At 30.9% G+C, this 22,677-nt stretch carries 27 protein-coding genes and 1 tRNA gene; 10 read left to right on the forward strand and 18 right to left on the reverse strand.

Annotation, left to right across the window (positions count from 1 at the left end):
* Window position 1: 1 nt before the first annotated feature.
* The 9 genes from ACTT9C_RS05105 to ACTT9C_RS05145 form a co-directional block, all read right to left on the reverse strand.
* A complete protein-coding gene (locus tag ACTT9C_RS05105; protein WP_440923419.1) occupies window positions 2–784 on the reverse strand; it encodes an enoyl-CoA hydratase/isomerase family protein in 783 nt (260 codons plus the stop codon).
* The gene (locus ACTT9C_RS05110; RefSeq protein WP_440923420.1) at window positions 785–2,068 is read right to left on the reverse strand and encodes a TRAP transporter large permease; all 1,284 of its coding nucleotides are present in this window, start codon (window positions 2,066–2,068) and stop codon (window positions 785–787) included.
* Window positions 2,068–2,577 (reverse strand): TRAP transporter small permease, encoded by a 510-nt coding sequence (locus tag ACTT9C_RS05115; RefSeq protein WP_440923421.1) that lies wholly within the window; start codon window positions 2,575–2,577, stop codon window positions 2,068–2,070. The genes ACTT9C_RS05110 and ACTT9C_RS05115 overlap by 1 nt, the downstream gene beginning before the upstream one ends.
* A gap of 51 nt (window positions 2,578–2,628) precedes the next feature.
* Window positions 2,629–3,603: a TRAP transporter substrate-binding protein gene (locus ACTT9C_RS05120; protein ID WP_440923422.1), complete on the reverse strand. Its 975-nt coding sequence runs from the start codon at window positions 3,601–3,603 to the stop codon at window positions 2,629–2,631.
* A 122-nt stretch (window positions 3,604–3,725) separates the two neighbouring features.
* Complete coding sequence (gene lon / locus ACTT9C_RS05125; protein WP_440923423.1) at window positions 3,726–6,104, reverse strand: endopeptidase La; 2,379 nt, start codon at window positions 6,102–6,104, stop codon at window positions 3,726–3,728.
* A gap of 60 nt (window positions 6,105–6,164) precedes the next feature.
* Window positions 6,165–7,433: an ATP-dependent Clp protease ATP-binding subunit ClpX gene (gene clpX / locus ACTT9C_RS05130; RefSeq protein WP_440923424.1), complete on the reverse strand. Its 1,269-nt coding sequence runs from the start codon at window positions 7,431–7,433 to the stop codon at window positions 6,165–6,167.
* 87 nt (window positions 7,434–7,520) lie between these two features.
* The gene (clpP, locus tag ACTT9C_RS05135; RefSeq protein WP_440923425.1) at window positions 7,521–8,132 is read right to left on the reverse strand and encodes an ATP-dependent Clp endopeptidase proteolytic subunit ClpP; all 612 of its coding nucleotides are present in this window, start codon (window positions 8,130–8,132) and stop codon (window positions 7,521–7,523) included.
* 33 nt (window positions 8,133–8,165) lie between these two features.
* A complete protein-coding gene (gene tig / locus ACTT9C_RS05140) occupies window positions 8,166–9,578 on the reverse strand; it encodes a trigger factor (protein ID WP_440923426.1) in 1,413 nt (470 codons plus the stop codon).
* 10 nt (window positions 9,579–9,588) lie between these two features.
* Window positions 9,589–9,673 (reverse strand) — tRNA-Leu (locus ACTT9C_RS05145).
* Window positions 9,674–9,762: 89 nt separating this feature from the next.
* Between ACTT9C_RS05145 and ACTT9C_RS05150 the strand changes: the two genes are divergently transcribed.
* From ACTT9C_RS05150 to ACTT9C_RS05160, 3 genes are all read left to right on the forward strand, one after another.
* The gene (locus tag ACTT9C_RS05150) at window positions 9,763–10,014 is read left to right on the forward strand and encodes a DUF1289 domain-containing protein (protein WP_440923427.1); all 252 of its coding nucleotides are present in this window, start codon (window positions 9,763–9,765) and stop codon (window positions 10,012–10,014) included.
* Entirely contained in the window at window positions 10,007–10,180 is a 174-nt protein-coding gene (locus ACTT9C_RS05155; RefSeq protein WP_440923428.1) for a hypothetical protein, read from the forward strand. The genes ACTT9C_RS05150 and ACTT9C_RS05155 overlap by 8 nt, the downstream gene beginning before the upstream one ends.
* Before the next feature lie 64 nt (window positions 10,181–10,244).
* The gene (locus ACTT9C_RS05160; RefSeq protein ID WP_440923429.1) at window positions 10,245–10,589 is read left to right on the forward strand and encodes a hypothetical protein; all 345 of its coding nucleotides are present in this window, start codon (window positions 10,245–10,247) and stop codon (window positions 10,587–10,589) included.
* Here ACTT9C_RS05160 and ACTT9C_RS05165 read toward each other — a convergent pair.
* Window positions 10,586–10,711, reverse strand: a complete 126-nt coding sequence (locus tag ACTT9C_RS05165) for a hypothetical protein (RefSeq protein ID WP_440923430.1) — start codon at window positions 10,709–10,711, stop codon at window positions 10,586–10,588. The two genes, ACTT9C_RS05160 and ACTT9C_RS05165, sit on opposite strands and share 4 nt — an antisense overlap.
* A 7-nt stretch (window positions 10,712–10,718) precedes the next feature.
* Window positions 10,719–11,276 (reverse strand): histidine phosphatase family protein, encoded by a 558-nt coding sequence (locus ACTT9C_RS05170; RefSeq protein ID WP_440923431.1) that lies wholly within the window; start codon window positions 11,274–11,276, stop codon window positions 10,719–10,721.
* Window positions 11,277–11,279: 3 nt separating this feature from the next.
* On the opposite strand from ACTT9C_RS05170, the gene ACTT9C_RS05175 reads away from it, so the two are divergent.
* Entirely contained in the window at window positions 11,280–11,960 is a 681-nt protein-coding gene (locus tag ACTT9C_RS05175; protein WP_440923432.1) for a uracil-DNA glycosylase, read from the forward strand.
* On the opposite strand, the gene ACTT9C_RS05180 is transcribed toward ACTT9C_RS05175, so the two are convergent.
* A complete protein-coding gene (locus ACTT9C_RS05180; RefSeq protein ID WP_440923433.1) occupies window positions 11,950–12,372 on the reverse strand; it encodes a YbgC/FadM family acyl-CoA thioesterase in 423 nt (140 codons plus the stop codon). The genes ACTT9C_RS05175 and ACTT9C_RS05180 overlap by 11 nt on opposite strands.
* Before the next feature lie 57 nt (window positions 12,373–12,429).
* Here ACTT9C_RS05180 and ACTT9C_RS05185 point away from each other — a divergent pair, with 57 nt between their 5' ends.
* Entirely contained in the window at window positions 12,430–12,570 is a 141-nt protein-coding gene (locus ACTT9C_RS05185) for a hypothetical protein (RefSeq protein WP_440923434.1), read from the forward strand.
* On the opposite strand, the gene ACTT9C_RS05190 is transcribed toward ACTT9C_RS05185, so the two are convergent.
* Entirely contained in the window at window positions 12,571–13,221 is a 651-nt protein-coding gene (locus ACTT9C_RS05190; RefSeq protein ID WP_440923435.1) for a DUF3047 domain-containing protein, read from the reverse strand.
* 83 nt (window positions 13,222–13,304) lie between these two features.
* Here ACTT9C_RS05190 and ACTT9C_RS05195 point away from each other — a divergent pair, with 83 nt between their 5' ends.
* Window positions 13,305–13,442: a hypothetical protein gene (locus ACTT9C_RS05195; RefSeq protein ID WP_440923436.1), complete on the forward strand. Its 138-nt coding sequence runs from the start codon at window positions 13,305–13,307 to the stop codon at window positions 13,440–13,442.
* Here the strand turns inward: ACTT9C_RS05195 and ACTT9C_RS05200 are convergent.
* The 5 genes from ACTT9C_RS05200 to ACTT9C_RS05220 all read right to left on the reverse strand — a co-directional run bounded on the left by ACTT9C_RS05200 (window position 13,439) and on the right by ACTT9C_RS05220 (window position 18,794).
* Complete coding sequence (locus ACTT9C_RS05200) at window positions 13,439–14,191, reverse strand: SDR family NAD(P)-dependent oxidoreductase (RefSeq protein ID WP_440923437.1); 753 nt, start codon at window positions 14,189–14,191, stop codon at window positions 13,439–13,441. The genes ACTT9C_RS05195 and ACTT9C_RS05200 overlap by 4 nt on opposite strands.
* A 4-nt stretch (window positions 14,192–14,195) precedes the next feature.
* On the reverse strand, window positions 14,196–15,653 hold the full coding sequence (locus ACTT9C_RS05205; RefSeq protein ID WP_440923438.1) for a cytosine permease: 1,458 nt from the start codon (window positions 15,651–15,653) through the stop codon (window positions 14,196–14,198).
* Between the two features lie 25 nt (window positions 15,654–15,678).
* Complete coding sequence (locus ACTT9C_RS05210; RefSeq protein ID WP_440923439.1) at window positions 15,679–17,013, reverse strand: TRAP transporter large permease; 1,335 nt, start codon at window positions 17,011–17,013, stop codon at window positions 15,679–15,681.
* Window positions 17,013–17,630: a TRAP transporter small permease subunit gene (locus ACTT9C_RS05215; RefSeq protein WP_440923440.1), complete on the reverse strand. Its 618-nt coding sequence runs from the start codon at window positions 17,628–17,630 to the stop codon at window positions 17,013–17,015. The genes ACTT9C_RS05210 and ACTT9C_RS05215 overlap by 1 nt, the downstream gene beginning before the upstream one ends.
* 69 nt (window positions 17,631–17,699) lie before the next feature.
* Window positions 17,700–18,794 carry a TRAP transporter substrate-binding protein gene (locus ACTT9C_RS05220; protein ID WP_440923441.1) on the reverse strand — a complete coding sequence of 365 codons (1,095 nt, stop codon included), beginning with the start codon at window positions 18,792–18,794 and terminating at the stop codon, window positions 17,700–17,702.
* Window positions 18,795–18,927: 133 nt separating this feature from the next.
* On the opposite strand from ACTT9C_RS05220, the gene ACTT9C_RS05225 reads away from it, so the two are divergent.
* From ACTT9C_RS05225 to ACTT9C_RS05240, 4 genes are read left to right on the forward strand one after another with little or no spacing between them, the layout of a single operon-like run.
* Entirely contained in the window at window positions 18,928–20,523 is a 1,596-nt protein-coding gene (locus tag ACTT9C_RS05225) for a GMC family oxidoreductase (protein ID WP_440923442.1), read from the forward strand.
* Window positions 20,523–21,116, forward strand: a complete 594-nt coding sequence (locus tag ACTT9C_RS05230; protein WP_440923443.1) for a TerC family protein — start codon at window positions 20,523–20,525, stop codon at window positions 21,114–21,116. Before ACTT9C_RS05225 ends, ACTT9C_RS05230 begins: the two co-directional genes overlap by 1 nt.
* Complete coding sequence (locus ACTT9C_RS05235; protein WP_440923670.1) at window positions 21,116–21,883, forward strand: SDR family NAD(P)-dependent oxidoreductase; 768 nt, start codon at window positions 21,116–21,118, stop codon at window positions 21,881–21,883. Before ACTT9C_RS05230 ends, ACTT9C_RS05235 begins: the two co-directional genes overlap by 1 nt.
* The gene (locus ACTT9C_RS05240; RefSeq protein ID WP_440923444.1) at window positions 21,868–22,671 is read left to right on the forward strand and encodes a M23 family metallopeptidase; all 804 of its coding nucleotides are present in this window, start codon (window positions 21,868–21,870) and stop codon (window positions 22,669–22,671) included. The genes ACTT9C_RS05235 and ACTT9C_RS05240 overlap by 16 nt, the downstream gene beginning before the upstream one ends.
* The last annotated feature ends 6 nt before the right edge of the window (window positions 22,672–22,677 follow it).

The raw sequence follows: 22,677 nt of genomic DNA on the forward strand, positions 1-22,677 counted from the left end.
ATTATTTATTTTTAAATTTTGGCTTAGTTTTATTTAGGAAAGATTGATATCCAATTTTAAAATCCTCAGTATCATAACATTTGTAACCAAGATTATTTATTTTTTCTGTTACTTTACCTTTCTTTAAAATATTTCTTGCAAACTCTTTATGCCATCTAGCAACTTTAGGAGCACCTTCACATATAAGTTCAGCTGATTTATATGCTTCTTTCTTAACGTCTTCATCGTTGACTACTCTGTTAACCAATCTTTTTTCTAAAGCCTCCTGAGAGTCAAATACTCTTCCCTCAAACAAAATTTCCATCGCAGTTGAATATGTAGTTGCTTTTAAAAGAACCTCTAGTTCTTTTGCAGCCATTGTTAAACCAAGTCTTTTTATTGGTATACCAAACCTCGAACTTTTCCCACAAATTCTTATGTCACAACAAGCAGCTATTTCCAAACCACCACCCACACAAATTCCCTCAATCATAGCTATTGTAGGTACTGGACAATTAAATATTGCTCCTAAGGTTCCATGTAAAAACTTTCCATAAGATTTTGCTAATTTTGATGATGATCTTTCTTTTTTGAATTCCCCAATATCATTTCCAGGTGAAAAAGATTTTCCCCCTTCACCTCTTATGATGATACATCTAAGGTTTTTTTCTTTTGAAATTTTTTTAAAAATTTTACCAAGCTCAACCCACATTGGTTTAGTCATAGCGTTTAACTTCTCAGGTCTATTTAAGACTACTTCTGATAAATGATTGTTAATTTTATTTAGTTTAATTAAATTACTCATCTAACTCCTATAAAAGTATTCTACTAATGTCATAGGTATAGCAGGTACATATGTCACAAGTAGTAATAAAATTAAAAGCACACATATAAATGAAATATTAGATCTTGTAACATCCCAAATATCAGCTTTTGCAACAGAACAAGCTGTTACCAAAACACTTGCTACTGGTGGTGTTTGTTGACCAATAGCTAAATTTAAAGTTACAATTATTCCAAAATGAACAGGATCAATCCCTACAGCATTAACTAATGGCATCACTATTGGTACAGTTAAAATTATTGCTGCAACCGAGTGTAAAAAGAAACCTATAATTAATAAAAATATATTTAAAATTCCTAAAACTGCGTATTTATTATTAGTAAAGTCAATAATTGATTCTGCTACTTTTTGAGGAATTTGTTCAATTGTTAAAAACTCTCCTAATAAAACAGATGCTGCAACTAACAACATTACAGATGCAGTCTGTATCGCTCCCTCGCAAGCTGACTCATACAGCCTTTTAAAGTCTATTTCTTTATAGATAAAACCTATTACCAAAGATGCTACAACTGCTAAACCAGCTCCCTCAGTAGCAGTTACTACTCCTCCAAAAATTCCACCTAGAATTATTATTGGTAATAAGAATGCTAAAGCTGCATCTTTTGCAGTTTTTTTAACATTTGGAATATTGAATGTTTCTTCTACAGGAAAATTTTTCTTTCTAGCTGTAACATAAGCTGCCAACATAAGAAAAAATCCACCAATTACTCCAGGAATAATTCCAGCAACAAATAATTGAACAACTGAACTTTGAGACATAACTGCATAAACAATCATTGGTATTGACGGTGGAATAATGATTGCTAAAGATGCTGAAGATGAAGTCACTGCAGCAGCAAATGCTCCTGGGTATCCTTTTTTCTTCATTGCAGGTATTAAGATTGATCCCAATGCAGCAACATCAGCAACTGCCGATCCAGAAATTTCAGCAAAAAACATTGAGGTTGCAATATTAATCATACTCAACCCACCTTTAATAAATCCAACTAGAGCAGAGGCAAAGGCTATTAGTCTTCTTGAAATACCAGCACTATTCATAATTGATCCGGCTAAAATAAATAATGGAATTGCAATCAATGGAAACTTCATTGATCCGTCAAACATTACGATTGCAGTATCAATTAGAAAGCTTGTGCCAGTTTTCATAACCATTGCAATAATAGTTGTTACTGCAAGGCCAATCGCAATAGGCACATTTATAGACAACAAAAGTAACAAGACCATAAACATTGTTAGAATTACCATTAAATATCTCCTGTTTGCTCGTCGCCCGTATTTTGTAAAACTAAATTTTTATAATCTTCTGGAATTCTTAAAGTCTCAGATAAAATAAAAAGACATGATGCAATTGGAATTACTGATTGAACAAATGGTTGAGGAACCCATTCTAATGTCACCAGCGTTTCACCTGTTATTAAAGTTAAAACTAAATAACCGTAATATGCTAATAATATTAAAAAACTATAAACAACTAGCTTAGAAACTACAAAAAAAATTTTTCTTAATGGCAGTGGAAAAGCTTTAAATATACTTGGAACACTAATGTGAGAACCTTTAAGCGCAGCATAAGCTGAACCATAATATGTAATCCATGCAAGTTGAACTGCAGCAACCTCATCATACCAAACTAGAGCACTGCCAGCAAAACGGAAAGTAACTCCAAGTAAAACTGTTACTGCTAACGCCACCATCATTATAAACAGTATTAGTTTTAGAATTTTTTCGTACGAATTTATAAAATTTTGTAATTTCATAATATATTCAGGCCCTCTGGATGAGGGCCTGATAAAAGTTTTTTCTTTATATTATTTTGCTAAAGCTGATACTTTTTTAACTAAAGCACCACCTGTAGGAACTTCTGATCCAAACTGATCATAGATTCCTTTACTAGCAGCAATAAAGGCACCTTTGTCCGCTTCATTTACTTGGACACCTGCATCTTTAATTACTTTTAATAAAGATTTTTCAAGTTTAGCAGCTTCTTTGTACACAAATTTTTGTGTATCTTGAGCAGCTTTCTCTAAAATATCTTGAACATCTGCAGGTAGTTTGCTCCAGTGATCCTTATGAACAGTTACATAAGCAGGAGTATAAACGTGACCTGTGATTGATAAATATTTTTGAACTTCTTGAAATTTAGCACTAGCTATTTGAGCATATGGGTTTTCTTGTCCATCCATTGTACCTGTTTTCAAAGCAGTAAATACTTCAGAAAAAGACATTGGAGTTGGGTTTGCACCATATGATTGGAACATTTTAACTCTCCATTTTGATTTAGGAGTTCTTAATTTAATTCCTTTTAAATCACCTGGAGTATTAATTGGTCTAGTATTATTTGTTATATGTCTAAAACCATTTTCCCATACAGCAATAACTTTGTAACCTGTTTTATCTTCAAGATTTTTAAACATCCCTGGTAAAACGTTTTTTTCTACTTTAGCCATGTGCTTTCTATCTTTAATAATAAAAGGCATATCAAAGACACCAAACTCATCATGAATAGAAGCCATTACTGATGAAGGTAACCACATATTAACTGTGCCTAATTTTAGTTTTTGCATTCCTTGTTTGTCTTTACCAAGTTGTGAAGAACCAAATACAGTTACTTTACCTTTGTTACCCAATCTCTTATTAGCAAGCTTAGCAAAATGATCAACTGAAGCTGAAAATAGAGAACCTGGTTTACCCACGTGTCCAAATTTTACTTCAACTGAGTTTGCTGCAAAACTTAAGAATAAAGATGAGAACAATACAACGATTATTTTACTTAATTTATTCATATTTATTTCCCTTAGTTATTATTTATTTAAAATAGGTTACCTAAAATATGAATATAGATCTAGTGAATAAATTAGCTTGATAGAAAAAAATCTAAGAGTTCAAAATGAGAAAAAGTTTCAAATTATTGAATGCTAGCTTGAGATTTATCATCTTTTTTAGATATATCAACCTCAACCCATTCTGTCTTCTTAAGCTCTTTAGTTAGGGCAATTTTTAAAACCTCATCAGCAAACTCAACTGGAGTAATTTTTATCTCATCGATTATCTTTTTTGGCATGTCTACAAGGTCTTTTTCATTTTCTTTTGGAATTAAAACCTCTTTTATACCGGCTCTATGAGCTGCTAATAGCTTTTCTTTAAGCCCACCAATAGGCAATACTTGGCCAGTCAATGTTACTTCACCTGTCATAGCCACATCTCTTTTTACTGGAATGTTTGTAATTGATGAAACTATTGATGTAACCATTCCTATTCCAGCAGATGGGCCATCTTTTGGTGTTGCTCCCTCAGGAACATGAATGTGAAAATCTTTTTTCTCAAATAATGGAGGAATAATTCCATATTCTAAGCATTTTGATCTTACAAATGATTTTGCAGCTTTAACCGACTCTTGCATGACGTCACCAAGCTTTCCAGTAATTTGCATACGGCCTTTACCTGGCATTGTTACAGTTTCTATTTTCAAAATCTCTCCACCATATTCAGTCCAAGCTAATCCTGTTACTATACCAACTCTATTTTCAGACTCTAATTCACCTGATTTAAATTTAGGAACTCCTAAAAAGTCTGGTAGATTTTTTGAGTTAATATTGACTTCTTTTTCTTCTCCAGAGACAACCTTTTTAACTACTTTTCGTGCAATTTTAGAAATTTCTCTCTCAAGATTTCTTACACCAGACTCCTTTGTGTAACTTCTAATTACTTCTTTTATAATATCATCACCTAAATTCATTTCTTTTTCCTTAACACCATTATCTTTTATTTGTTTTGGAAGAAGATATTTGTTTGCAATATTTATTTTTTCATCTTCTGTGTAGCCTGCTAATCTAATAACTTCCATTCTGTCTAACAATGGAGGTAAAATATTTAATGTATTAGCTGTAGTCACAAACATCACATCAGATAAATCATAATCAACTTCTAAATAGTGATCATTAAAAGTCGTATTTTGCTCTGGGTCTAAAGCCTCCAATAAAGCTGAAGAGGGATCTCCTCTATAATCATTTCCAACTTTATCTATTTCATCTAAAAGTATTAGTGGATTTTTGGTTCCAGCTTTTTTCATCATTTGAATAATTTTACCTGGTAAAGAACCAATATAAGTTCTTCTGTGACCTCTGATTTCAGCCTCATCTCTCATTCCACCTACTGACATTCTCACAAATTCTCTGTTTGTTGCTTTAGCAATTGACTTTCCTAAAGATGTTTTTCCAACACCAGGCGGACCTACCAAGCATAAAATAGGTCCTTTAATCTTATCCATTCTTTTTTGGACTGCTAGAAATTCAATAATTCTCTCTTTAACTTTTTCTAAACCAAAATGGTCTTTATCTAAAACTTCAAGTGCTTTTTTTAAATCTATAACAACATCACTTTTTTTATGCCAAGGAAGATCTATCATCCAATCTAAGTAATTTCTTACTACTGTAGCTTCAGCTGACATCGGACTCATATTTTTTAATTTTTTTAATTCTTGAAGACATTTTTTCTCAACATCTTTTGGCATTTTAGATTTAAGAATTGCTTTATTTAAACTTGTATTTTCATCTTTGCCGTCCTCAATTTCACCTAACTCTTTTTGGATAGCCTTTAATTGTTCATTTAAATAGTACTCTCTTTGAGTTTTTTCCATTTGGGTTTTAACCCTTCCTCTAATTCTTTTTTCCACTCCAATAATGCTTGTTTCGTTTTCCATTATTTTTATGATTGCATTTAATCTTTTCTTTACATCAATAGTCTCAAAAATTTGTTGTTTCTCTGAAATTGTTGCAGTGATGTGTGAAGCAATGTTATCTGCAATCTGAGATGGATCTTTTAATTGTTTAATTGTATTAATGGTTTCACTAGAAACTTTTTTATTTATAGAGGTTAATTTTTCCATTCGTCTTATTGCTGTAACAGCTAATGGATACAAATCTTCATCACCATCGATCACATCATTGTGAGGTGTAAAGTCACAAGTTATAAACTTTTCATTATCTTTAAAATCAACAATTTTTACTCTACGAACACCCTCAACTAAAACTTTTACTGTTCCATCTGGGAGTTTTAAAAGTTGTAAAATGCTACCTTCACATCCATACATAAATATATCTGTTTTCTTAGGATCATCGATTTCAGAATTTTTTTGGGTTACTAAAATTATTTTTTTCTCTTTTTTCATCACCTCATTTAAAGCAGAGATTGATTTATCTCTTCCAACAAAAAGTGGTATTACCATGCTAGGAAAAACCACAATATCTCTAAGTGGTAATAACGGTGAAGAAGTTTTTACGTCCATAAAATCAATATGGATATTAAAATTATTTTTGCAATACCTTTTTACGAGTTATTAGGGTTATTAAGCCGCTGTTGTCTTAGTTGTTTTGGATTTACTATCTTTTTTTGTATGAACAATAATGGGCTGCGACAGACCCTTGGCCGCTGATGAGTCGACTATTACCTCTTCAATATTTTCTTGACTCGGTAAATCATACATAGTTTTAAGAAGTATATTTTCTAAAATAGATCTTAAACCTCTAGCTCCCGTTTTTTTGCTAATTGCTTTAATTGCAATTTCTTTAAGTGCAGAGTCTTTAAATATTAATTTTACACCATCTAGTTTAAATAACTCCTGATATTGTTTTGTTAAAGAATTTTTTGGTTCTTGCAGTATCTTAATTAAAGATTTTTCATCTAAATCTTCTAGAGTTGCGATCATAGGTAATCTACCAATAAACTCAGGTATTAACCCATATTTAAGCAAATCCTCAGGTTCTAAGTTCTTCATCCACTCACCAGTCTTTTTATCTTGTATGTTCTTAACATCTGCTCCAAAACCGATAGATGTTCCTTTATCTCTCTGAGAAATAATTTTATCAAGTCCCGCAAATGCTCCGCCACAAATAAATAAAATATTTGTAGTATCGACTTGTAAAAATTCTTGTTGAGGGTGTTTTCTACCACCTTGGGGAGGTACACTCGCAATTGTCCCTTCCATTATCTTTAATAAAGCTTGTTGAACACCTTCACCAGAAACATCTCTAGTAATAGATGGATTTTCTGATTTTCTACTAATTTTATCGACCTCATCAATGTACACAATTCCCCTTTGGGCTTTTTCAACATTATAATCTGCTGCTTGTAATAATTTTAAAATAATATTTTCTACGTCCTCTCCTACGTAACCTGCTTCAGTTAAAGTTGTTGCATCAGCCATTGTAAATGGAACATCTAAAATTCTAGCCAGTGTTTGTGCTAATAAAGTTTTTCCACATCCAGTTGGACCAACTAAAAGTATATTAGATTTTGCAAGCTCTACATTTTTACTTGTTTTATTCTCATAATTAAGTCTTTTGTAGTGATTGTGAACCGCTACTGATAAAACTTTTTTTGCGTGAGATTGTCCAATTACATAATCATCTAGGACTGTACAAATCTCTTTTGGTGATGGTAAACCATCTTGGTGTTTTACAAATGTATCTTTACTTTCTTCTTTAATAATATCCATGCAAAGTTCAACACACTCATCACAAATAAATACAGTTGGACCTGCAATTAATTTTCTTACCTCGTGTTGGCTTTTGCCGCAGAAAGAGCAATATAGAATATTTTTATTATTTGTATTCATAAAATTTTAAACGAATCAATATTCCTACTTTATTATAAATGACTCCTATTAATCAAGTTTTGGATTTGGTGAACTATATGTGGTGTTTTAAGATCTTTTCTCTACTACAGAGTCTATAAGTCCAAAAGATTTAGCTGCGTCTGCAGTCATAAAATTATCTCTTTCTAAAGCAGTTTTAATTTCATCAACAGATTTTCCAGTATGTTTAGAATATATTTCGTTCAATCTTTTTTTTAAAGAAAGTACTTCATTAGCATGAATTTCGATATCAGTAGCCTGTCCTTGAAAGCCGGCAGATGGTTGATGAACCATAATTCTAGAATTTGGAAGTGAAAATCTTTTTCCTTTTGTTCCTGCAGATAATAAAAAAGATCCCATCGAAGCTGCTTGTCCAATGCATAAAGTTGAAATATCTGGTTTTACATATTGCATTGTATCGTAAATACCTAAACCTGCAGTAACAAGTCCACCAGGACTGTTAATATATAAAAAAATTTCTTTTTTAGGATCTTCTGCTTCTAGAAATAATAATTGAGCTGTAATTAATGAAGCTACATTGTCATTAATTTGACCTGTCAAAAAAATAATTCTTTCTTTTAATAGTCTTGAATAAATATCATAAGCTCTTTCACCTTTGTTAGATTGCTCAACAACCATGGGTATTAAGCTACTCATATGTTCTGACAATTTATTATTCATAAAGTTGATTCGTACTACTTATACAACTTGAGATTACTTTTTGCTAACTTTTTTTGTTTTTTTAGCAGGAGACTTTGTTTTTGGCGTGGTTTTTTTTACCTCTTTTTTTTTAGTCTCAACTTTTTTCTTTGAGGCTTGTTTTGTTCCCTCATCTTGATTTTGAGATTGTTTTAATATTTTTTCGGCTTCCTCTTTCGAAACCTCTTTTTTATTAGACTTTGCTTTCTGTTTAACAAGATTTAAAATTTTTTCTTCATAAACTGTTCCTCTTAAACTGGCCAATGCTGATTGATTTTTTTGATAAAAATCCATTACCATTTTTTCTTGACCAGGCATCATTCGTATTTGTTTTTGAACTTCAGCCTGTAATTCTTGTTCTGATACTTTTATCTGATTTTGCTCACCAAATTCGTTTAATATTAAACCAACTTTAATTCTTTTTTTTGCTATCTCTTCAAAATTATCTTTACTCTTTTTTTTATCTTCATCTGTCATTCCTTGAGATAGAGCTTTCACTTCTTCATCAACTAAATTTTGTGGGATTTCATCTACTTTAAATTTCTCTAACTCTTTAAGAATTTGATTTTTTGACAATCTGTCTAGTGAATTCTTATATTCATCATTTATTTGCTTTGAAATTAAAGTTTTTAAATCTTTCAAATCTTTCGCTCCTAGATTTTTTGCAAATTGGTCATCTATTTTTACTTCCTCTGAAATTTTTACCGATAATATTTTACAATTAAATTTTGCTTTTTTATTTACTAACTCTTTTTCAGGAAAATTTTCAGGAAGAATAGCTTCAACAATTTTTTGATCATCTTTTTTTACACCTACCAATTGTTTATCAAAACCTTTTAAAAATAACTCTTTACCTAAGGTTAGTTGTGTATTTTTTCCTTCCCCTCCTTTAAATGATTTTTCATCAACGGTAGCTGTATAGTCAAAAGAAACTAAATCACCCTCTTTTGCTTTTGTTTCAGGTAGAGCATCTTTAAAGCTTGGTGTATTTTTAGCTATTTCTTTAATTCTTTTTTCAGTTTCGCTCTCATCGATTTTAACTGTGTATTCATTAAATTTAATATTTTCTATAGATTTTAATTCAACTTTAGGAAACTCTGTTACAGAAATTATATATTCTAGATCTTTATCTTCACCATAAGTTTTGAGATCCAATTTTGGTTGTCCTGCTGGTTTTATTTTATTTTCTTCTAAAGCTTTTGTAGTTGTGTCTTTTAAAACTTTGTCTAAAACTTCGCTAAATACTGCTTTACCAAACTGTCTTTTTAAAACTTCTACTGGAACTTTTCCTGGCCTAAACCCTTTTAAGTTTACAGTACCTTTAATTTCTTCATATTTTTCATCCATATAAGAATTCATTGTTTTTTTATCAATGAAAACTTTTATATCTTTATTAAGACCTTTTTTATTTTCTACTGTGACTTTCATAATAAATTAATGGTAGGGCGAAAAGGACTCGAACCTTCACAGATTGCTCTATCGGTTCCTAAGACCGACGCGTCTACCAATTCCGCCATCGCCCCACAAATTAAAGGAGTTTTATATATGATTGAAACTATTTGTCCAACTACAATTATTGTAAATTATATAATTTTTACACTATAATATTATTATGATTGTTTCCCCATGCATAAGTATTTGCAAAACTGATCCAAAAACTGGTTATTGCTATGGTTGTGGAAGAACAATGCAGGAGAGAAAAATATGGAAGTTAGAGGAAACAACTGATGAGTGGAAAAAAGAAAATCTTGAAATTATTCAAAAAAGATTGACAGGGTGGCAATTAGAAAGTTTTAAAGAGTCCTATACTTATAAAATTGAAAATGGTATCTCTCTTTTTAAAAAGAAATTATTAGATGAGTAAAACTACAATCGTAATTATTGTATATGTTCTGGGTCTTATTTTTGGGGCTCTTTTTCTTGATTTATGGAGTGCCGACACCAGTATTATCAAAGGACTGGTAGGTCTAGGTTGGACAGCTTTACTTTTGATTGGTTTATTTTTTGCTGAAAAAAATGAGAGAAATTAGGTTTTTCATTTCTCTTTTATTAATAATTCTACCCTTCCAACATCTTAAATCAGAAATAATCATTATGAGTAAATGCGATGATAAACAAGATGAATTTTTAAAAAATGAATACATCTTAAATCTTGATGAACTAATCATGACACGAAATTATGTTTATAAGGAAAAAACATATCAAAAGTACCGATTAACTGACCTAAGTGTAAAAAAATCAAATACTTATGTTAGAAACATCTATGAAGAAAATGGAAAGATATTAACTCATAAACATGGTTATCCTCAATTTTACACTCAAATTTTATTTGAAATAGGAAAAACTGAAATTTTTATGAAAACAGTTCTAAATGATGAAGAAGGAATGTCGAAAATTTCAAATTGCAAAAAAATTGAAAAATTTAAAAAAGAAAGTTAGTCTTTTTTCTTTTTATTTAAAAAATTTTTTTTATTCTTAGAAAATCTACTATTTGTAATGTTGCTTCTGTGTTTAGCGTAAGCTTGTTTTTGTGCTTGTTTCATTGCTCTTTTTGAAGACATAATATTTTTAAAAATTAATTTCTATACTTCCTATTATATTTAAGTTTTTATCTGAAACAACTATTTCACCTGATGAAGGACCATAATTTAAAACTTCAGATATAAATACATAGTGAGTTACGAAGATCAAATTTTTCTTACTCTCCAAATTTTTAATATAGTAATTAAAAGCTTTAACTTGCTTGTCTTTATTTTTTGAAAATTTTGAACTGTAAAAGGAGTTTAAAAAGCTATTTGTTGAATAATTTTTAAATGCAATTTTAGCTGTTTCTTTACATCTGCACCATTCACTAGAAAGGACTTTATCTATTTCGATTTTATTCTTAGTAAAAAATTCACCAATACGTTGAGCTTGTTTTCTTCCATCATCACTCAAATTTCTTTGAGTAGAACAATCGTTTAAATTGAAATCAGCAGGATCACCATTTCCAGGTGCGTATGCATGTCTAATAAATATTAATTTTCCGCCATCCTCTAATTGATTTATTAAATTTTTGTATAAATCTGCTTTAATAGGTGTGGTTAAAGATATAAAAATTATAATAAAGAATCTTAAAAATTTCATTATATGGATATTAGATTAAACGAATTAAACAAAACAATAATAAATTGTAAAAAATGTCCAAGGTTGGTTAAATTTGTAAAAAAAGTAAGTACAAATAAAAGAAAACAAAATATTAATGAAATTTACTGGGGCAAACCTGTTCCAGGCTTTGGAGATTTAAATTCAAAAATTGCAATAATTGGTCTAGCTCCAGCAGCACATGGTGGAACTAGAACAGGTAGAGCTTTTACAGGAGATAAATCTGGTGATTTTTTATTTAGATGTTTGCATGAGGTAGGAATTTCAAATTCACCATTTTCAAAAAATTTAAATGATAATTTACAATTAAAATCTACTTACATCACAAATATTCTTAAATGTGTTCCGCCCGAGGATAAACCACTTAGTGATGAAATTTCGAATTGTTCTTACTTTTTTGATGAGGAAATATTAAGTTTAAAGAAACTAAAGGTAATTGTAACACTTGGCAAAGTTGCTTTTGATAATTGTATAAAACTATATAAGCAAAAATTTGAAATCAAAAAAAAATTTATTTTCAAACATGGTAAAACACAAATATTACCAAACGGTTTAATAATTCTATCAAGTTATCATCCAAGTCCAAGAAATGTTAATACGAAGTTAATTTCTAATAGAATGATGGTTAATTTATTTAAAAGGGCAAAAAAATTAGCTAAGTTTTAATAGTATCGCAAAAATAAGGTTTAAATTTTGAATAAATTTCATCGGGTATTTTAACTGGTTTGCCTAAGTCATTTACAAAAACTAAATGAATTTGTGCTTCAACTATAGTGTCATCACCTTTAGTAATTATTTGATTCATAAAAAAAGATGTTTTAGTGATAGATTTAACAAAAGATCTTATAGTTAGTTCATCTTCAAGACTTGCAGGTTTTTTGTATTCAATGTTGCAAGCTTTTACTATGATTAATGAACCAAAATCCTTTTTCACTTTTTGATTACTGTACCCAATTAAGTGTAAAGCTTCTGTTCTAGCTCTCTCTAAAAACTTTAAATAATTTGCGTAATATACCACTCCTCCAGCATCAGTATCCTCATAATAAACTTTTAAAGTGTGAAAAAAATTTTTATGCATAATAAAATTATATCAAAAAAGTAAACTATTTAATAGAAACTAAGGTATAAGTATTTAATGAATATATTTGTAATTTGGTTGGTAATGGTTATTGCGTGGAACTTTGGATATCCACAAGCTAGTCCTTTGGAAGATGTAATTGTAGCTATTATTCTATCTTTATTTAATATTTATTTAAAAAAATATCTCAAATTCTAATTATTGAGATGAAAAATATATATTTTGAAAATAAGCTATAGATTTCATTTTAGAATTGTCAGTATCAGACATAATAGCAAGTCCATCAAGCTCATTGACATCTAGATCGTGTAATCTTTTAAAATCCTCTTTAACATTGGCTTTTACTGTTACCCATTCATTTAGGTTAAGTTTTGTACTAGCTAAAACATTATCTATCGATTTTTTTGTGTACGGGCTTGGAAAATTAGCTCCAACTTCATTATTACTTGAGAAAACATAATTAATGGCTCTATTTGATAAGGGTGTAGCTCCAGTTTTTTTAATGACAAAAACTCTCGCAGCATAATCGTGCCCTTTTTTAGTATTTTCTTTAATACCTGACAGATCTTTCTCTATTTTCCATGTTATATTTATAAATGGGGTCTTATCTAAGTCTATCTTGATCTCTTTTCCAAGGCCAGAGGCAGCATTATCAGCAATCGATTTCAAATAATTTCCGTTATCATTTGTTCCAACGGTATAAAGTGTTTTATTATCAGCCCCTCTTACCTTTTTAACTTTAAGTTCTGCGAGCTCTCTTTCAGTAAAATTAAAGACTCGTAATTCACCTGCTAAGGACAAGTTAATAGATAAAATTGTGATGATTAAAATATTTAATAAAATTTTCATAAAAAATTAAAAAAAATTCTTAATACATTATTTAGACAAAATTTAAACATTCAAAATTCAACATTCGGTTCTATATAGATAATATGAAGACAATATCCGCTTTTATACTCTTAATTTACTGGTCTATAATGATTTTTGCACCAGTTATGTCCAAAGACATCAAGTTTAGTAGAGCTAAAATTAATAATATCAAAATAGTTGAACAAAAACCAAGAAGTTAATAAGTCGAGCGACCGCCGCTTATATCAAATACCGCTGCTGTTGAAAAAGTATTTTCCTCAGAAGATAACCAGCAAATTAATGAGGTAAATTCCTCCACCTCTAAAAATCTTCCTCTAGGTACCATTGATAGCATTCTTTGGACATGTTCTTTAGTCATCTGATCTAAAATTCTGGTCTTTGCTCCCGCTGGAGTAACTGCATTTACAGCTATATTCTTATCTGCTAACTCTTTACCTAATGATTTAGTTAAACCTATCGCTCCTGCTTTTCCCACACTGTATGCACTAGCATTAGCATTTCCATCTTTTCCAGCCACAGAGGCTACATTTACAATTCTACCATAATTATTTTTGATCATGTTTGGCACTATTGACCTGCAACAATTAAACGTTCCCATTACATTGATTTCTACAACTTTTTTCCACATCTTAATGTCATATTCCCACAGAGTAGATGTGGGACCAGTTATGCCTGCATTGTTTATTAAAATATCAATATTAGAATTTTTTGTAATCTGCTTAACATTTTTTTCAACTTCATCATAATTAGATACATCGACAGTATTGGAGCTCAAATTTGGATTATCTATTTCTTTAATGGCTGATTCTATAGCTTTTGAATCATTATCCCATATGATTACCTTTGCACCTGATTTTAAAAAACGTTTAGTAATATCAAAACCAAAACCTTGAGCACCTCCTGTTACAATTGCTGTTCTACTTTTAAAATCAAAATTAATTTTTTCCATTTTTTTATTTTCGTGTTAATAAATAATAAGTAAAGGCCGCCACAAAAGCCCCTATAATCCAAGAAAATGATTGAAGAAACATTAAATTAGTATTCCAAATAGTTGAAGCTGAAAAAATAAAACCCAAAATTACAGAGTAAACTGCTTTTATATGCCATCCACTACTGTAATAATAAATTCCATTGCTCTCCAAAGAATAAATATCTTTATTATTTAATTTACCCTTTTGAATATAATAAAAGTCAAAAATCATTATTCCAAAAAGAGGTCCAAAAAAAGCTCCAAAAGTATCGATAAAAGATAAAGCACCAACTTGACTTAAAAAAGTTAACCAAAATATTCCTATAATAAAGCCTATGAAAGTGATTATAAAGCCAGCACTTTTAATAGTTAAAGAAAAAGGTAAAAAATTAATTAAAGTATATTGAGATGGAATAAAGTTTGCTATTAAATTTGTTGAAGCAGAGGCAATAATTATAAAAATTAAAGCTAAAACAATCAGAAACAAATTATCTATCTTTCCAAGAATATCTGTAGGATTAGTCAATATTCTAGAAAGATTTTCTGGATCTTGTTTTAAAAAGGCATCCATGCCTGAAACTATAAATAAAGCAGCAAAGGAAAAAATTATCAAATTTAACATTAAAGTTAGATTTCCTTTTTTTAGCTGACTCTCACTTTTTACATACCTTGAAAAATCCCCAAAACTTAAAATTATAATCGAAAAGTATGCAAATACCGTGCTTGTAACTGTTATTAGTGGCACAAAATTATTTTTATTCAGAAAATTTTCTGTATTTAATAAATTTAAAAACGCATTTGAGGTAAATTTAACATCACTAAGTAGTACAGATAACAAAAACAATAAAATTCCAAGATAGACTGTAATTGCTGAAAAAATAATAATCTTTTTATTCATGTTCATTCCAACACTAAACAAAAATCCTTGAAAAATTATTGCTATGATAATTGCAATCCAGTCAATTAAGTTCATTCCCAAAAAGAATAAAAGTAATATTTGTTGATCAAGTATTGCAGGTTCTATAGAAAAAATTGCTATTCTGATCAAATAACTAAATGCTTTCGATAAAAAATATGTTTGAATACCAAATAGAAAAATACCAACTAAAAATCTTAGTAAGCCAAAGTATTTTGCTCCAATAATGCCCAATGAGGGTCTTAACAAAACAACAAAAGGCAGTCCATATTTTTGAGATGGTTTTCCTATCAAGTTTGAAAAAAGATAGACTAGAAGTGTCCCAAATATTGTTCCAAAAAATACAACAAAAGTATTAAGGTTGTAGATTACATATAAAGAGGTGATTAATGAAAAACCTATAACACTCTGAATATTTACGCCCCAAAAACAAAATAACACTTTCCAATCCCAATTTTTATCATTAGGATTAACTGAAACTAAATCCCAATTAGTAAGATTTTTTTTTAAATTTTGAGGACTCACTTAGACAATATAAAACTTAAAGTTTCTACTGTCCATATAAGAGAGTTGGTAACCAAAGAGCAATTTTAGGAAATATAATGATTAAAACTAATCCTATTACTTGAAGGACCATGAACTGCATCATTCCATAATAAATATCCTTTAAATCCCATTCAGGAACGACTCCTTTTAAAAAATAAGCCGAGAGAGCTACTGGAGGTGAGAGCCAGGCGGTTTGTAAATTAACGGCAACTAAAATTGCAAACCAAGTTAAATTAAATCCTAATGCTTCCACCAAAGGTAAGATAATTGGGACTATTATCATTACAATAGGAACCCATTCTAATGGCCAGCCTAATAAAAAGATCATAACCATTATCATTGCTAGAATTAAATACTTGTTCATTTCTAGTCCTAATAAAAATTCAGTTAGCAAAGTAGGTGTTCCTAGTCTTGCAAAAACTGCACCAAAGAAATTTGAAGCTGCAACTAAAACCATAATTAAAGCTGTTATTTCTAAAGTTTTTACCAAAGCTTCTTGTAATTTAGACAGTGATAATTTTTTATAAGCTAAAGAGAGAAGTAATGCTCCCATAGCACCACATCCTGCTGCTTCAGTTGGAGTTGCAAATCCAAATAATATACTCCCCAAAGCTGCAAAAACTAAAGCCGCAGGTGGAACCAGGCCAAGGAAAAACTCAACCCAAACTTCTTTCATACTTGCAGCTCTCATATCATCAGGTAATACTGGTCCTAACTTAGGATTAATCATACATCTTATTGTTGTGTAAGCTGCATATAAACTTGCAAGAAGTATTCCTGGCAATATTGCGGCAGCAAATAAATCTATTACTGGGATTTCCATTATAGGGCCCATGACAACAAGCATAATGCTTGGAGGAATTAAAATACCCAGGGTTCCACCTGCAGTGATCGTACCTGCTGCTAGCTTAACGTCATAACCTGATCTATTCATTGATTTAGCAGCCATGATGCCAAGAATAGTTACTGATGCACCTACAATACCTGTTGCTGCAGCAAAAATGACTGAGACAAATAAAACTGCGTAATATAGCGAACCCTTAACTTTTGCTAACATTAATTGAAAAGCTGAAAATAATCTTTCCATTAATCCAGCTTGTTCCATCATTATCCCCATAAACACAAATAGTGGTACGGCGGCAAGGGTTTGCTCAGTCATTACCATGGAAAATTGAAGTGTCATCAAATAAAAAACTAATTTTCCGAAACCAAGATATCCAAAAACAAATCCTAAAAATATCAAAGTGAATGAAATTGGAAACCCTATAAAAATTGCAAAAAGCATTACACCAACAAGAATAAAACCTAAAATTGCTGGATCTATCAACTCAGCTATCATTATTTTTTATCCTCTCCTGGCCACTCACCTTTTTTAGCTGCCCAGTAACTTTTAAGTAATTCTGAGAAACCTTGAATAAGTAAAAAAATAATTCCAACTAATAAACAAGTTTTTATAGGCCACATGAAAGGCATCCATGTGGTATCCATACCTCTTTCACCTCTTCTAATAGATTCCTCTACAAACCCAATAGTCATATAAAGAAAAACCAAAAGACCGGGAAAATAAAATAACAAATATAACCAAAAATCTATTAAACCTTGAGTTTTTGTTTTGAAATTTCTATATAAAAAATCTGCTCTGATGTGTACACCTCGAGAAAGCGCGTAACCTGCTCCTAACATGAACAACGCCCCGTAAAGGAAACGGCTTATGTCGTAAGCCCAAATTGTTGGTGCTAAAAATAATTTTCTTGCAAGAACTTCATAAGTCATTGCAAATATTAGTGGCATCAATATCCAACAAACAATATTACCAATCCACTTACTAAATTTATCAATATTAATAATAGATTTAGCCATCCATGATGGCATATCGGTTGGCATTTTTCCTGATCCACCTCGCCTTTCGGCAATCATTTCATCTGAGATATCTAGTTTACCAGGTTCCTCTGCCATAAAATTCTAGTTAAAAAAATTAGAGCGGACTGTAAAAGTCCGCTCTAAAAAATCAAGATTAATTACTGATTACTTTAATGTTGCAGCGTGAGCCATTCCTAGCTTCGCATTAGACATTTGAGCACCGCTCCAGAAAGGAACAGCAACATCAGCAAAGTTTTTCATTGAAGTATAAACTTCATTGAAGAATTTGTTCTTCTCTGCGTTTTTATTCAATGTAGCTTTTGCAGCTGCCATGTACTCTGTAAAGTAGTCTGATGGAGTATCTTCTAATTTTACCCCATGTTTAGTAGTAAGTTCTTGTAATGCTTTTCCATTTTCATAGATTCTGTAACTTAAAGATTTAGCTAATGAAGCATTAGCTGCAACTTCAAGAGACTTTTTCTCATGAGCACTCATAGCATTATAAGTTTTTCCAGTAATGTAAAAGTCAGCATTTACTACTACTTGGTGTAAACCTTGTAGATAATAGTGCTTTAATACTTTTTGGAAACCGAATGTTAAGTCTGGTTTAGGACAACACCACTCAGCAGCATCTATAGTTCCTGCCTCAAGAGCTGGTAGAATATCTCCACCACCCATTGCAACAGATGCTATACCAATGTCTTTGTATGTTTGTCCTGGAATCCCTGGAGGAGTTCTGAACTTATATTTTCTAAAGTCAGCCATATCTTTAATTGGTTTTGGAAACCAGCCTAAAGCTTCTGGACCAACTGGTTGAAGCATAAATCCTTTGATGTCTCTTCCCATTTCTTTCCAAAGTTGGTCGTATAATTCTTTACCACCACCATATTGAAACCATGATAGAAACGCTAAGTTGTCGATACCAACTCCACCACCAGCTACTGGCGAACCGAATAACATAGCAGCAGGGTGATCACCTGACCAATAGTGTGTCCATGCGAAACCACAATCAATCAATCCTTTATCAACAGCATCTAGAGTTTCTTTAACTCCCACAACTGCACCTGCTGGTAAAATTTCAAATTTTAACGAACCAGATGTAAGTTCTGTTACTGTATCAGTAAAGTCCTTTAACATTTTAACTTCATCAGCTTTAGTGTTAAGAACTGTCTGACATTTTAGTGTTTTTGCAGCATTAGCACTAGATGCAAATCCAAGTACCAAAACAGTTGCAAACAACATTGAAATGATTTTTTTCATTATATTTCCTCTTGTTAGTTAAATTTAACGACAACATACAATCAGAAAAACAAAGGTCGTACAAGTGACAATTGATTAATATGAGTGTAAAGATGAACAAATGAGATTTATAAAAAAAACTTTTCAACTATAGATGGAAAACTTTGATTTTATAATTTTAGGAGCCGGATCTGCTGGTTGTGTTTTGGCTAATAGACTATCTGAAAATCCAAAAAATAAAGTTCTCTTAATTGAGGCTGGCGGTAAAGATAATTATCCTTGGATACACATACCAGTTGGTTATTTCAAAACTATGCATAATCCTTCAGTTGATTGGTGTTACAAAACTGAACCTGATGAAACAATGAATAATCGATCAATTCGTTATCCTAGGGGGAAAACTTTAGGAGGAAGCTCAGCTATTAATGGTTTGCTGTATATAAGAGGTCAAAGTAGAGATTATGATGTTTGGCGTCAACTGGGTAATACTGGTTGGGGTTGGGATGATGTTCTTCCTTACTTTATCAAAGCTGAAGATCAAGAACGTGGTAAAGATGATTACCATGGTGTTGGGGGGCCTTTGTCTGTTTCAGATCAAAGAATTCAATTACCGCTGTTAAATGAATTTCAAAATGCAGCTGAAGAATTTGGTATTCCAAAAACGAAAGATTTTAATACTGGTGATAATTATGGGTGTGGATACTTTCAAGTAACTGAGAAAGATGGATTTAGGTGTAGTACTGCAGTTGGATATTTAAACCCAATTAAAAATAGAAAAAATTTAAAGATTATTACTCATGCTCATGTAAAAAAAATAAATTTCGAAAATAAAACTGCTAAAAATATTGAGTACTGGCAAGAAAATGCTTTAAAAATGGTTGCAGCTAACAAAGAAATAATACTCTCATCTGGGTCAATTGGATCACCTCAGATCTTGCAAACTTCCGGGATTGGTAATTCAGAAAAATTAAAAGACCTTGGAGTAACTATGGTGCATGAATTAAAGGGAGTTGGGGAAAATTTACAAGATCATTTAATGTTCAGACCAATTTACAAAGTTAATGGACTTAAATCATTAAATAAAAAAGTGAATAGTTTATTTGGTAAATTAATGATTGGTCTAGAATATGTTTTTAATAGGAGTGGACCAATGACGATGGGTGCTAGTCAAATGTGTATGTTTGCTAAGAGTGATCCCTCTTTAGAATTGCCAGATCTTCAATGGCACGTGCAACCAATGAGTATGGACACTTTAGGTGCTACAAAAAACCACGACTTTCATGCATTCACACCCACTGTATCAAACATAAGACCAACAAGTAGAGGTCACGTAAATATTATTAATAAAGACTCAAGAATTTATGCAAAAGTAAAACTCAACTATCTTTCAACTGACTATGATCGTATGGTTGCTGCAAAAGGTTTGAAACTTACAAGGAAAATAGTAATGGAGTCCGAAACTTTTAAAAAATATAAACCAGAGGAATATAGACCTGGTATTGACATTAATGACGATGAGGAACTTGTAAAAGCTGGATCAAATTATGCGCAAACTATTTTTCATCCAGTTGGGACATGTAAAATGGGACAAGATGATATGGCAGTAGTTGATGAAACTCTTAAAGTAAAGGGTTTAAAAAATTTAAGAGTAATTGATGCATCAATAATGCCTAATATAACTTCAGGTAATACTAATGCACCTACAATAATGATTGCCGAAAAAGGTGCTGATATGATACTTAGAAGTTAATGCTTTCTGATTTTATTACTCCAGAACAAATTACAATTTTAACACAAATCATCTTAATTGATCTTGTTTTAGCAGGAGACAATGCAATCATAATTGGTATGGTCGCATCAAAATTTCCTTTAGAACAAAGACGAAAAATTATTTTTTGGGGAATAGGTGGGGCAGTTATCTTAAGAATAATCTTAACTTTATTTACTGCTTATTTATTACAAATTACAGGTTTAAGATTTATTGGAGGTGTTCTTCTTCTTTATATTGTCTACAAACTTTATGTAGACGTCATAAAAGGTTCTGATCACGAAAGTGATATTAAAGTTGATAATTCAAGTTTCTTAAAAGCTATTTGGACAATCTTATTAGCTGATTTTACCATGAGTTTGGATAATGTTTTAGGAGTTGCAGGAGCAGCAGGAGACCATTATTACTTATTAATTTTTGGTCTTGTTTTATCAATTGTACTTATGGCAACAGCAGCAACATTGATATCTAATTGGATAAAAAAATATAAATGGATTGCTTGGGCTGGATTATTAGCAATTTTAATTGTTGCTATTGAATTGATTTATACTGATATTAAAATATTATTTTTATGATTTATCTGAAAAACTATAATTTAAAGAATAAAACTGCAGTAGTGACTGGAGCTGGGAAAGGACTTGGTAGAGCATGTGCTATAGCGCTTGCTGAAGCTGGTGCGAATTTGATCATCATAAGTAGAACAAAAAAAGATTTAGATGAAGTTTCAAAAAAGATAAAAAAAATAAAGTCTAAATGTAAATCTTATGTATGTGACATCACAAATTACAATCAAATAAAAGAGATAATTAATAAACAGTCAAAAATAGACATACTGATCAACAATGCAGGTAATAATATTCCAGAACATTTTACTAAAGTTAAAACAAAAAATATGGAGTATTTGGTTAAGATAAACACAATGGCAACTTTTAATCTTGCTCAATTATGTGCTTTAAAAATGATTAAGTCCAAAAATAGAAAAAAAATTGGCGGTGCAATTGTAAATATGTCCTCTCAAATGGGTCATGTTGGTGGTCCTATTAGAAGTGTTTACAATATGACAAAATTTGGCTTAGAAGGCTTAACCAAAGGAATGTCGATTGATCTAGCTAAATATAACATAAGAGTAAATACTGTTTGCCCAACTTTTGTTGTTACTCCAATGACAAGTAAATTTTTGAAAAGTAAAAAGTTTAAAAAAGAGGTTTTGGGAAATATTCCCTTGGGAAAATTTGCTGAACTTTCGGATGTAGCAAGCGCGGCTGTATTTCTTGCATCTGATGCAGCATCAATGATTACTGGAACTTCTTTATTAGTTGATGGCGGATGGACTGCAAAATAATACCAAGATTATTTTTTTTAATAATCTTTTTTATATCAACTCACTCAAATGCTATCGAGTTTAAAGGAAAATTTTTACAGGGTCATTATATCATAGGAATAACTGATCCCTCTTCTAAAATAATTATAGATAAAAAAGAAGTGAAAGTTTCTAAAGATGGTTATTTTGCTTTTGGTATTGATAGAGATAGAAAATTTGATTTAACTATTACTAAAATATTAAACGGAAAAAGTGAAAAAATAATAAAAAAAGTTCTTAAAAGAAAATACAATATTCAGAGAATAGATGGCTTAGAAGAAAGTAAAGTTACACCACCTGAGTCAGTTTACAAAAGAATCAAAGAAGAAAACAACAAAATTGGAAAAGCTAGAGCTATCAATTCTGATTTACCTTTTTTTAAAAACCAATTCATTATGCCTGTAAAAGGAATTATTAGTGGTGTTTACGGAAGCCAGAGAATTTTAAATGGTAAACCAAAGTGGCCTCACTATGGAATTGATATAGCAGCAAAAAAAGGAACAATGATTAAATCATCAGCATCTGGGGTTGTAACAATGGCCGAGGATGATCTTTATTATACTGGCGGGACAATTATAATGGATCATGGACACGGGATTTCAACAATTTACTCTCATCTAGAAAATGTGATGGTATCTGTTGGTGACCAAATTAATCAAGGAGATATCATTGGTACGGTTGGATCAACTGGTAGATCTACAGGCCCTCACCTAGATTTTAGGGTAAATTGGTTTCAAACAAGACTTGATCCAATGTCTTTATTGAATTAGCAAAAT

Source organism: Candidatus Pelagibacter sp. (genome assembly GCF_052049575.1).
Classification (GTDB): Bacteria; Pseudomonadota; Alphaproteobacteria; order Pelagibacterales; family Pelagibacteraceae; genus Pelagibacter.